Consider the following 11,638-nt stretch of genomic DNA (forward strand, 5'->3'; position numbering starts at 1 on the left):
TGCACTGTTAAATTTTAGATAAAAAAAAGCCGGAACAAATGTTCCGGCTTTTTTGCATGTGGCAAGAAGAATTATTTGCTCATTGCTTTTTCAAACATACGGTCGATTTTTGCACAGCATTCTTCGACTGTTGCTTGTGCTTCATCAGCAGATTTCTGGGCGTTCATCGCAGCCAGTTCTGCATCTGTAGCAGTACGTTGCGCTGTATCAGCAGTGCTTTGAGCATTGCGTGCAGCTACCAGTGCAGAATCAGCGGTTGATTGAGCAGATTCAACAGAGGCTTTCAACGCTTCCATTTCAGCTGTGTTGGCACAAGCGGTCAACAGAGCCAAAGGCAGGATTACAGCACTCAGTTTTGCTAATGGTTTCATATTATTCTCCTTAAAAGTACCAGTTATATAATTGGCGTGGGTATTATATTGCTAATTTATTAATTCGCAACATAAATCATAAGCTAGCAAGAATTATTTTTTATGTCTATTAAACCTCAATAAAAATGCGAACTCTATCGATAAAGCTACATCCCTAATAGCAAATACTTGTTATAATCTTCTTTTTTTAGATGAACGCAATTATTACAACGCGATTTCATCACGCTCAATCTGCTCTGGAAAAATTTGTCTATGCACCCAATGCTGAATATCGCGATTCGGGCAGCCCGTAATGCTGGCAGCCTGATCATGCGATCATTGCAACATGTTGAACACCTTGAAGTGACCACGAAAGGACGTAACGATTATGTCTCGGACGTTGATCATTTGGTTGAACAAGAAATCATTACGGTTATCAAGAAAGCCTACCCAGACCACGCCATTATGGCCGAGGAATCGGGTAACAGCGGAACAAATGATACGGTTTGGATTATTGACCCCATTGATGGCACTACCAATTATTTACACGGATTCCCGCATTATTGCGTTTCCATCGCAGTCCGGGTCAGAGGGCGTGTAGAACATGCAGTTATCTACGACCCGCGTCGTGATGAGCTGTTCACGGCCAGTCGCGGAGAAGGCGCCAAATTAAACGATCATCGTCTGCGTGTGACAAAACGTCGCGAACTCAACGGTGCATTGCTTGCCACTGGTTTTCCATTCAAATTCCCGCAACACCACGAACGCTACTTAGCTAGCTTTAGTGCTGTATTTCCGCATGTGGCAGATATTCGGCGTGCAGGATCGGCCGCATTAGACTTGGCCTATGTGGCGGCAGGTCGTCTCGATGGCTATTGGGAAATTGGTTTGCAAAACTGGGATTTGGCAGCCGGCTTGTTATTGGTGGAAGAGGCTGGTGGTTTAGTCACTGATTTCGCTGGTGACGAGAAACTGTTCGATAAAGGCAATGTTGTCGCCGGTGGCTTTGGTGTGCACAAATTGCTGCTGGAAAAACTGCAACCGCATTTGCAAGAACCCCTCAAATAAGTGCCTGCGGGCTTCATTTTTATCGCATGCCAGGCATGCCAATACAGAATTCAAGATAATGACAAATAACAGAGATATTTCAAAACTGCGCAATATTGCAATCATTGCGCACGTTGACCATGGTAAAACAACGTTGGTCGACCAATTACTGCGTCAGTCAGGCACATTCGGTGAGCACGAAGAGCTGACGGAACGCGTTATGGACTCCAATGATTTGGAACGTGAGCGTGGTATTACCATTCTTTCTAAAAACACGGCGATTCGTTGGAATGACTATCACATCAACATCGTTGATACACCGGGACATGCCGACTTTGGCGGCGAGGTAGAACGTGTTTTATCGATGGTGGACTCTGTTTTATTGCTGGTCGACTCAGCAGAAGGTCCAATGCCTCAAACACGGTTTGTGACGCAAAAAGCGCTGGCTCTAGGCTTAAAACCTATCGTTGTTATCAACAAAATTGATAAGCCTTCAGCACGACCTGACTGGGTATTGAATCAAACATTCGATTTGTTTGTGAATCTTGATGCAACAGATGAACAGCTAGATTTTGATGTGATTTATGCCTCTGGTCTGAATGGCTTTGCGGGTATGGATGATAGTGTCCGTGATGGTGATATGACACCGTTATTTGAATTGGTTGTGGATAAAGTTAGCCCGCCTGATGTCGATGTTGATGGTCCATTCCGGATGCAGGTTTCATCACTGGATTACAATAGCTATGTCGGTGTTATCGGTGTGGGGCGTATTCAACGTGGTCGTATCAAAACCAATACACCTATTACCGTCGTGGATCGTGAAGGTAAAACCCGTAATGGTCGTGTCCAACAGGTCATGGGCTTCCTCGGCTTACAGCGAGAAGAAGTCAGTGATGCACAGGCTGGTGACATCATCGCCTTTACTGGGGTGGATCCACTGAATATTTCTGACACTTTATGTGATCAGAATGCCGTTGAGGCTTTGCCACCGTTGTCTGTGGATGAGCCGACGGTGACCATGACATTCCAGGTGAACAACTCACCGTTCGCGGGTAAAGAAGGTAAATTCATCACTACCCGTCAAATTAAAGAGCGTTTGGATCGTGAGTTGATCCATAACGTGGCTCTGCGAGTTGATCAGGTACCGACAGACCCTGATAAATTTAAAGTTTCAGGACGTGGTGAACTGCATTTATCCGTTCTTATTGAAAATATGCGCCGCGAAGGTTTCGAACTGGGTGTTTCACGTCCAGAAGTTATCATTCGCGAAGTGGATGGGGTCAAAGAAGAACCATTCGAAGCCGTGACAATTGATGTTGAAGACGAACATCAAGGTACTGTCATGGAAAAAATGGGTGAACGTGGTGCTGAACTACGTGATATGGCACCAGATGGTAAAGGCCGCGTCCGTCTCGACTTTATTATTCCTTCCCGAGGCCTGATTGGTTTCCGTACCGAGTTTTTGACTGCAACGCAGGGTACAGGCCTGATTTACAGTGTTTTTGATCACTATGCGCCGATGAAGACAGGTAGTTTCGGCAAACGTATCAACGGCGTGTTAATTGCCAATGGTGTGGGTAAAGCAGTCGCGTTTGCGATTTTCAACCTGCAAGAACGTGGTCGTATGTTTATTGGTCATGGTGATGAGGTGTATGAAGGCATGATTATCGGTATTCATTCACGTGACAACGATTTGGTTGTTAATCCGCTTAAAGGTAAGCAATTAACTAACGTACGTGCATCAGGTTCTGACGATGCGGTAACGTTAGTACCACCGATTCGCATGAGTCTTGAGCAAGCGTTGGAGTTTATTGGTGAGGATGAGTTACTGGAAGTCACTCCTCAGTCATTACGTTTACGTAAAAAACTATTGCTTGAGCATGAGCGAAAACGTGCATCAAGAGGCTAATTAGCCCAATAGTAACACGAAAAAGGGTATCCTATCGGGGTACCCTTTTTTTTGAGGTGAAAGATGCGAATTCTGGTTCTACTGGCCATTGGTTTATTACTCTATATCATCATTAGCAATCTACTGCGGAAAGCAAAACAGTCCCCGATTACATCAACAAAGAGTGAGCGAATGGTGCGCTGTGAGCATTGCGGTCTTCATATCATTGAACAAGAAGCGTTAGAAGACAACCGCCAGTATTTTTGCTCGAATGAACATCTAGAGGAACATCGCCAGTCGCGATGAGAGAGGCTGATTTTACGCTGCCATTAGAGCAGGATCCGGCTACATGGCGGGCATTAACCGTCTTTGCTGGCTATCGATTCTTTTTGGCGGCAGTGCTCTTTTTTGTTTTCTACCTACAGTTACCGCCAGCGTTTCTCGGCGCGGTTGATCCCAAGCTTTACGCAACGGTTAGTCAGGCTTATCTGCTAACAGCACTGTTTTTGTTGATTTTTACCAGTAAGCGCTGGGGCGATGTCGAAAAACAAATTAAGCTACAGCTACTTATTGATATCGTTGCACTGACGATTATTATTCATGCCAGTGGGGGCTTAGCAACTGGGTTAGGCTCATTATTATTGGTCGTGGTTGTCGCAGGTGGCGCACTTATCCCTGGACGCCTGGCCGCATTCACTGCCGCCATTGCCACCTTAGCCATGTTATTAGAAGTAAGCTACTCCCAAATATCCGGTGATGGCGTAACCAAATATAGCCAAGCAGGTTTTTTAGGTGCCACATTTTTTGTGACAGCCTGGTTGGCTCAGTGGCTTTCTCACAAAATGCAGAGCTCGCAAGTATTGGCAGAGCAAAGGGCTAGAGATGTCGCCAATCTTGCCGTGCTTAATCAACATATCATCAGTCGTATGCAAATCGGTGTGATGGCTCTCGATGCCCATGGCATCGTTACTATGTTCAATCAATCAGCCAGAGATTTGTTAGGTATAGAGCGCACTTTCCCAGGTTTTAATTTACGTCTGGCAGTACCACAGCTCGCGGAGCAGTTATGGTTATGGCAGCACAATAACCCACGCCCATTTGAGGCTTTTCAAGCACGATCTGATTTGCCCGAAATACGTGTGTCAGCATCGAAATTGGATAGTGGTGAAACCCTCATCTACATTGAAAACACCTCCGCCATGGCGCAACAAGCGCAACAATTAAAATTGGCATCGTTGGGGCGGCTCACAGCAAGCATCGCGCATGAAATACGTAACCCGCTGGGCGCAATCAGCCACGCTGGTGAGTTGTTGGCTGAAAAACAGGCGTCGGATCCGAGTATGAGCAAGTTGACAGATATTATTCAACGTCATAGCCAGCGCGTGAATAGTATTATCGAGACGATTTTGCAAATGAGTCGGCGTAAAACCGTTGAACCTTCAGCCGTTGTTCTAGCGACATGGCTAGACAATTTCGTGGCGGAGTTTAGTGAAATAAAAGCCGTTAAACACAATGATATTGTTCTCAACATTGATTCACCATTAGCGAAAGTGGCCATGGATCCTGAACAACTCCACCAGGTGATGTGGAATTTGCTGGATAATGCGTGCCACTATTCTGATCCCGATAAAGCAGGCCCACGAGTTGAGGTATTACTCACACGTTCAGAAAAAGAGATTTACATTGAGGTATCAGACAATGGTGCAGGCGTGAGTCAAGCTGCACGTGAGCACCTTTTTGAGCCGTTTCACTCTAAGCGTCAAGGTGGCACTGGATTAGGCTTATACTTAGCCAGAGAGTTATGTCAGGCGAATGGTGCACGGTTAAGTTTTCTTGCCGATGAGTTGCAAAGCAGTCGTTTTCGTATAAGCTTTCCCAGTGAATGGCAGGAATACATAGCATAATGAACCGACAAGCATTAGTCATAGACGATGAGCCGGATATTCTTGAACTGCTCACCATGACACTGTCAGATATGTCGATTGACTGCGTGACAGCGGAAAGTTTGGCGCAGGCACATCAGGCTCTCAAACAGCAAAAATTTGATCTCTGTTTTACCGATATGCGTTTGCCAGACGGTAATGGCCTCGATTTTGTTAAAACGATTCAGAAACAATGGCCTGAACTGCCTGTTGCTGTGATTACTGCGCACGGTAATGTGGACTTGGCTGTCGAGGCATTAAAGTCCGGCGCATTTGATTTTGTTTCTAAACCATTGAAACTCAGAATGTTGAGGGACCTGGTCACTGCAGCACTTAAACTGTCCCCTGAAACACCACAACTAAAAGAACGTCGTTCCAGAGATAAGTTACTTGGCGAAACGGATGTGATGTGCTCGTTACGAGGAAAAATCTCGAAACTGGCGCGTAGCCAAGCGCCCGTTTATATCACCGGCGAGTCAGGTACGGGTAAAGAGTTAGTCGCTCGCTTGATTCATGAATTAGGTGTTCGAGGCGAACAAGCGTTTGTGCCAATAAACTGCGGTGCAATACCCGCTGATTTAGTTGAAAGTGAGCTTTTCGGGCATAAAAAAGGTGCCTTTACAGGTGCTATTGCCGACAAACAGGGCTTGTTTCAGATCGCAGACGGCGGCACGTTATTTCTGGATGAAGTGGCAGACCTGCCGTTGATGATGCAAGTCAAGTTACTGCGCGCGATTCAGGAAAAAGCAATCAGACCTGTTGGTGGCCACGAGGAGATTAATGTGGATGTGCGAATTCTATCGGCTACCCATAAAAATCTTGCGAAGTGTGTCAGAGAGGGCAGTTTCAGGGAAGATTTATTCTATCGTCTGAACGTTATTGAACTCACCGTCCCCGCATTACGAGAGCGCCAAAAAGATATTCCTCAGTTAACGACTCATATTCTTAAACAGTTTGCCGAACGTCATCATCATGTTCAGCCAGCCATAGCGGCATCGGCAATGCAGGCATTACAATCCTATGTGTTTCCGGGTAACGTCCGTGAGCTTGAAAATATCTTAGAGCGAGCCTTGACCTGGTCTGATGGCACCACAATTCAGGCTGATGATTTGATGTTACCTGAGCATCAACCTGCCACGCCAACGCCAACTAACGAGCCGACACTCTCTGCAAACATAGCGAGTACCGCTGTTGATTTAGAGTCAAAGCTGGAAGATCAAGAAAAACACTTGATTATGCAGGCACTGGAGTCGACACGCTGGAATAAAACGGCTGCTGCTAAAAAGCTTGGCATTACATTCAGGGCATTGCGTTATAAGCTGAAAAAGCTAGAGCTTGATTAACCTTCATCGTTGACTAATGCTGTCAGCTCAGTAACCGCATTGCCTCCAATATTGGCTTTTGTCGAAATCGCAGATAGTTTCATGCTTACTTGGCAGAGTAGCGTGTTGTCATGAGTTGTTTGTGCCTGAACGACATGGCCTAGCGTGTTATCGTCATCATCTGAAACCGGGGTGTTGGCTTGAGGTAACTCACCGCTACCCACTCTTGCCAGAAACATTCTGCGATTGGGTGAGCCTAGGTAGTGAAGGCGAGCAACAACCTCTTGGCCTGGATAGCAGCCTTTTTTGAAGCTAACACCACCGACGAGCTCCAGATTCACCTGTTGTGGTGTGAACTGTTCTTTACTGTCATTAAAAATGGCCGGCACGCCAGCCTCAATATCTAGTAACTGCCAGAATGCCTGGGTTGTCAGTTGCCAGCCGTCTGTGAGCCACTCACTCAGTAAAAGCGTTTTGTCTTTTTCACAAATCGCCAGAAAACGGGGTGATTGGCCAGCTTGTTTTATTAATAAACCAAGCTCCGTCTCGCTGCCTTGCATGGTTGTTGACGGCAAGTCTGTCATTTTATTATCAGGGTTGATAATACCTACTGCGGCTAACGAGTCTGATAGTGCGATATCCACTTTGCTGCGTAATTTAAACATGGACAGACGTTGCGCGATAGCTTCAGCAAGTTCTGCAGGCAGCACAATAAGGTAATCTTGTTCGCGCTTGATTAACTGGAAAATAGCGAGCAATCGGCCTTTCGGGCTACACAATCCGTTAAGTTGTGCCTGATGGGGTTTTAGCGCATTCACAGCATTAGTGAGAAGGTTTTGTAAAAAACTTCCTGCATCATCGCCTGACACGATGATAATACTCAGATCAGCTAAGGGAGTTAATGCTGATTGAGATTCTTTTGGGAAAGCCACTGCTTGTTGTTGAATTAGGTTTTTCCAGCTCATGGTAGATCGCTATAGTTAATTGGTTGTAGGCCGCCACATGAATTGCGATCTCTCGCCACATGAATTGCGATCTGTAGTTTAATCGTCAGTTGGCGAAACTACTCCTCGCTTAACCAAACGTCTCAGCAAAATCCTAGCGACTTGGTCTGGCTTCATACCTCCAAGAGTGGTGAACTCGACCTCTGGCTTATGAGGGTCACCTAGATCACCATAAACCCGAACCACACCACCAACTTCATGGTACTCAGACTCATAGAGCTTCCCTTCGACCTCAACAGAAACAAAACCAGACATAACAAACTCCAAACTAACTATAGGTAATTAATGATCTATTTAAGCTGCTTTATATAAGAAGTAAATGCAGAAGATTCATCATAACTGCCACCTAAACGATCAAGTGGTTTTAAGTTCTCTCTAGTGAGAAACACTCTGGCAAAGAGAATGATTTGTGTGGCTTTACTGACTAAAGAGTCAACCTCTCTAACCCACTTCGCCCATTTCTCTAAATCTTGATAACTGAGCTGATTTATATCGGCATCTCTCAATTGATTGAGATTGCTTTCAAGCTGAATAACCACCAACTCTCTGATGTCGTTCTCATCATACAAAGCCTCTAAGCCAGCAATTTCAGCAACAGGACGTTCAACATAATGAGGCCTTTCAAGGGTTACATTTTGAGCAGCCTCAATAGCTTCAACCTCTTGCACAGTAGCTTTCACGGTAATTATAAGTTGATTACTCCGTGTCTTGATCATGCTAGACAAGGCTTTAGATATGGTAGGAAATTTATTCTGTTTAAACGGGCTAAGTTTAGAATTAGCCCAATTGGCACCTTTTTCCTGAGCCTTTAGTTCCGAAACCTGTTGTTGAACAGAATCAATATCAAACTCTCTTAATGTGGCACGGTTTTCAGATTCAGTAACAAAACGGTCGAAGCGTTTCGATAGAGTGTTGAATTCAACACCGAAGTAACTGGCACCACATAACTGGCCGATGTTAGTGGTATAGCCATCTTCAGTTGAGACAATATAGCCTTTGTTATGAGGCGAATGACAAGTTGATAAACCACAACGAATTTTTTCAGTAAAAGTATAATTACCTAGAATCTCCTTTAATTTATGGTCTGATGGATCGAGGTTTTCCTCAAAACCAGCTAAGTCTTGAATATCTCCCCATGAATCAACACGGATTAAGCCTTTCTCGGTATTTAGTGTAATCATCGCTTAAGAATGTGACTCCATTTGTTAATTATCACCAATTCCATATTAGCAGCTCACGGGATGCTTTTTTATTGTGATTTCCACCTACCGTGTAATTGATATTTAAAGGCTTATTTGAGAGGCCTTTAAAGACCTTTTTAATAGTGTCGTGGTCGTTGATGCTGATGAGCATTTTGCCTTGGATAGTTTGGGCCAGTTCTGCCATGGTTTCGTATTGTTCTAAACCAAAGTCTTGACCGTAACCTGCGGTTTCATAGTACGGTGGATCCAGATAGAACAGTGTGCCTGGTCGATCATATTTCTGAATGCAGCGCTGCCAGTCTAGGTTCTCGACGTTGGTTCTGGCCAGGCGAAGGTGAGCGGCGCTCAGATCCTCCTCGATGCGGAGTAGATTGAGCCGTGGCGGACTGGTAGTGGCGGTGCCATAGCTCTGGCCGTCGACCTTGCCACCGAAGGCAAGCTTTTGCAGATAGTAGAACCTGGCTGCACGCTGGATATCGGTGAGCGTTTCGGGTGTTTTGGCTTTTTCCCATTCAAACAGTTGTCTGCTGGATAAGGCCCACTTGAACTGCCGGACGAATTCTTCAAGGTGGTGCTGAACAACCCGGTAAAGGTTGGTCAGCTCACCATTGATGTCATTAAGCACTTCGACTTTGGATGGTTCCTTTTTGTAAAAGAGCGCTGCGCCACCAGCAAAGACTTCGACGTAGCATTGATGTTCCGGAAACAGGGGCAGGATGTCTTTTGCGAGTCGGGTTTTACCGCCCATCCACGGGATAATTGGTTTGGCCATGTTTTTCCTCTATTGGTCTGGCACTCGCTGGTGCTGGATTAAGAGGCTCAATGGCCTTCAGGTTGTTGAGTGTCTTACATCGCGGACACTTGATTTCGATTTGTACGTATTCAGCTTTAGCCAGTAACCGGCTGCAGCCACCACATCTAACTTCTTTCATGTGAGCCTCTATCTGTTTGTGCTAGGCTGGCCCGGCTGCGTCGACGCGGCGGGATGGCCTTGGTTGGCTCACAGGGTATGTGCCTGTGGGTTGACGGCTCGGCAGTGTTGGCGCACTGCCGAGTCGCTGTCTCTTCCTTTACTTCAGTATTTGGTCTAGCGATTTGTATTGGCCATCTTCAAAATGAAAACGGCCAAAGAAGCGAACCAGACCATAGAACCCAACAGCTTCTATAGCTGCTGGCAATTGTAATGACCAATGCAGCCGCTTGACATCTCGCAGCATGGCTTTAAAAAAGCCTCGGTCAGCTGAGAGACGATCCTTATCACCACCACCACGTTGGTAGTTAAAATCGTGATGACGGCAACTCGCCTCGAAGAACCAGCCAAATAACAGCTTAGCAACTGGTTCGGGTAGCCAGTCAGGGCCACAGCCATTTCCAAAACTGATTTTTTGTTCCGGTGTCAGGTCTGACCAGGATATTTTTGATTGCTTAGGCATTAGCTGTAATCCACAACAATCGCGTCAATATCAGCTTGAATCACATCCGGCTGCTGCTCATCTTCGTGCTGTGTTTGAAGTGCATAGAGCAAGTCTTCATAGTCCTGCTTTTTTCCAATAGCTGGGCCAGCCACACTTTTATAATTGGACGCATTGCTAATGATTCGTCCGACTAGGGTTGCTTTATCAACGCTGGCTCTCTCTGCAACAATGAAGTCAATCAGTGGCGTCGGCGCGGCATTGTCCGACTGCCAAGCTATTGCTTCTGGCTCTTGCGTTGGGAAGCTAGCAATTTCTTCAGCCGTATAAAGACTCGTGACTGGAGCCATGGCTAGTTTGAATTTCTGAACAATCTCAGAATGCTTATTAGCAAGCCGATCATCGATTATTAGTTTTGAATCTATGACAGATTGAATTTCTGACTCATCAATTTCAGTCATGCCAGACTTAATTAAATGATCTTGTGAGCCATCGGATTCAAATGCAAAGACATTATTATTTTCGTCTTTAAAATATTTCATTATCTAAGCTCCCACCAAACATCAAATCCCGAAAGAACTCCAGCTCCGGCTTGATATGTGCTACCGTTCGGAATAATCAAATTAACGTATTGTTCATCAGAATCACCTGCGATAGTGCAGATAACTTCACCGTCAACAAGGAAATTACGAGGCCCACTGCCAGCGCTTAGAACTATCGCCAGTTGAATAGATCTACCAGTAGTGTTTGTATAAGTAACACCCTCTGAACGACTGACAAAAACGTCTTGCCAGACCTGCCCCTCGCCAATAGCCATCGTTTTGATTTTGGCATCAAGCTTGTCGGGGCTGATAATACTCTCAGTCGTATCGGTTCCCGTATTCCATGTCGTCTGATCCTGAATAGGCGTACCGGCAATCGGGTCAATATCAACAAACATCACGGTGGCTGATTTAGCCAGACCGACGACCACCTTTTCGGATGGCGCAGTTGCAGTAATTTCCCCCTCCGTACTGCCAGACAGATAATACTTGTCACCCACCGTCAGGCCGGAGAACAGCGCCGAACGACCAAACGCTTCGACCAGGCTGTTGGTGACATCCGCAAAGCCGACCATCTTCTGTTTGTCGGTACCGTCGGCAATGGCACGGTCATAGCGGCTGTTGGCAGTGTCCCAGTACACGGCATCGCCATCGGCTACTGATGGACCAAAGGTGACATCTTCCAGCCGTACAACGTGGTTGGTGGCTGAGACCAGCTTGACGATGGCTTTCTGCAGCAGGTTTAAATCACCATCATCAGGTGTGAGGCCTGCATTAGTGATGACGTTGCGTAGTGACTCGCCCATTTTGTAGAACCAATGCGCGCCGGGCCATGTCGCTGGTGTACCGGATGTAGGATCACCATTTGTTGGATAACCAACTGACGGTACTGCTGGGGCATCAGGAGGTGATGCTGAAGCATCCGCTTCATAATTACGTGGTTCCATTA

Annotated in this window: 14 protein-coding genes; 5 read left to right on the forward strand and 9 right to left on the reverse strand. The window is 46.0% G+C overall.

The features are described from left to right. Positions 1–71: 71 nt before the first annotated feature. The gene (locus MDMS009_RS06600; protein WP_008290844.1) at positions 72–371 is read right to left on the reverse strand and encodes an Lpp/OprI family alanine-zipper lipoprotein; all 300 of its coding nucleotides are present in this window, start codon (positions 369–371) and stop codon (positions 72–74) included. A gap of 252 nt (positions 372–623) precedes the next feature. On the opposite strand from MDMS009_RS06600, the gene suhB reads away from it, so the two are divergent. From suhB to MDMS009_RS06625, 5 genes are all read left to right on the forward strand, one after another. After that, on the forward strand, positions 624–1,418 hold the full coding sequence (gene suhB / locus MDMS009_RS06605; RefSeq protein ID WP_043888021.1) for an inositol-1-monophosphatase: 795 nt from the start codon (positions 624–626) through the stop codon (positions 1,416–1,418). Positions 1,419–1,476: 58 nt separating this feature from the next. Continuing rightward, positions 1,477–3,306, forward strand: a complete 1,830-nt coding sequence (gene typA, locus MDMS009_RS06610; RefSeq protein ID WP_008290864.1) for a translational GTPase TypA — start codon at positions 1,477–1,479, stop codon at positions 3,304–3,306. Between the two features lie 63 nt (positions 3,307–3,369). After that, positions 3,370–3,591 carry a PP0621 family protein gene (locus MDMS009_RS06615; protein WP_036315558.1) on the forward strand — a complete coding sequence of 74 codons (222 nt, stop codon included), beginning with the start codon at positions 3,370–3,372 and terminating at the stop codon, positions 3,589–3,591. Continuing rightward, on the forward strand, positions 3,588–5,189 hold the full coding sequence (locus MDMS009_RS06620; protein ID WP_008290838.1) for a sensor histidine kinase: 1,602 nt from the start codon (positions 3,588–3,590) through the stop codon (positions 5,187–5,189). The genes MDMS009_RS06615 and MDMS009_RS06620 overlap by 4 nt, the downstream gene beginning before the upstream one ends. Continuing rightward, positions 5,189–6,550, forward strand: coding sequence for a sigma-54-dependent transcriptional regulator (locus tag MDMS009_RS06625; RefSeq protein ID WP_008290843.1), 1,362 nt, complete (start codon positions 5,189–5,191; stop codon positions 6,548–6,550). The genes MDMS009_RS06620 and MDMS009_RS06625 overlap by 1 nt, the downstream gene beginning before the upstream one ends. Here the strand turns inward: MDMS009_RS06625 and ygfZ are convergent. The 8 genes from ygfZ to MDMS009_RS15810 form a co-directional block, all read right to left on the reverse strand. Next, positions 6,547–7,494: a CAF17-like 4Fe-4S cluster assembly/insertion protein YgfZ gene (gene ygfZ, locus MDMS009_RS06630; RefSeq protein WP_008290837.1), complete on the reverse strand. Its 948-nt coding sequence runs from the start codon at positions 7,492–7,494 to the stop codon at positions 6,547–6,549. The two genes, MDMS009_RS06625 and ygfZ, sit on opposite strands and share 4 nt — an antisense overlap. A gap of 78 nt (positions 7,495–7,572) precedes the next feature. Next, on the reverse strand, positions 7,573–7,788 hold the full coding sequence (locus MDMS009_RS06635) for a hypothetical protein (protein ID WP_008290137.1): 216 nt from the start codon (positions 7,786–7,788) through the stop codon (positions 7,573–7,575). A 35-nt stretch (positions 7,789–7,823) separates the two neighbouring features. Beyond that, entirely contained in the window at positions 7,824–8,714 is an 891-nt protein-coding gene (locus tag MDMS009_RS06640) for a hypothetical protein (RefSeq protein WP_008290170.1), read from the reverse strand. Between the two features lie 31 nt (positions 8,715–8,745). Then, the gene (locus MDMS009_RS06645; protein WP_008290345.1) at positions 8,746–9,507 is read right to left on the reverse strand and encodes a DNA adenine methylase; all 762 of its coding nucleotides are present in this window, start codon (positions 9,505–9,507) and stop codon (positions 8,746–8,748) included. Continuing rightward, positions 9,473–9,667 carry a Com family DNA-binding transcriptional regulator gene (locus tag MDMS009_RS16725; RefSeq protein ID WP_081443579.1) on the reverse strand — a complete coding sequence of 65 codons (195 nt, stop codon included), beginning with the start codon at positions 9,665–9,667 and terminating at the stop codon, positions 9,473–9,475. The genes MDMS009_RS06645 and MDMS009_RS16725 overlap by 35 nt, the downstream gene beginning before the upstream one ends. Positions 9,668–9,805: 138 nt before the next feature. After that, positions 9,806–10,168: a hypothetical protein gene (locus MDMS009_RS06650; protein WP_008290144.1), complete on the reverse strand. Its 363-nt coding sequence runs from the start codon at positions 10,166–10,168 to the stop codon at positions 9,806–9,808. Continuing rightward, complete coding sequence (locus MDMS009_RS06655) at positions 10,168–10,689, reverse strand: hypothetical protein (protein ID WP_008290664.1); 522 nt, start codon at positions 10,687–10,689, stop codon at positions 10,168–10,170. The genes MDMS009_RS06650 and MDMS009_RS06655 overlap by 1 nt, the downstream gene beginning before the upstream one ends. Then, entirely contained in the window at positions 10,689–11,636 is a 948-nt protein-coding gene (locus tag MDMS009_RS15810) for a hypothetical protein (RefSeq protein WP_008290149.1), read from the reverse strand. The genes MDMS009_RS06655 and MDMS009_RS15810 overlap by 1 nt, the downstream gene beginning before the upstream one ends. Positions 11,637–11,638: the final 2 nt, after the last annotated feature.

This window comes from Methylophaga thiooxydans DMS010, assembly GCF_000156355.1.
GTDB classification, from domain to species: domain Bacteria; phylum Pseudomonadota; class Gammaproteobacteria; order Nitrosococcales; family Methylophagaceae; genus Methylophaga; species Methylophaga thiooxydans.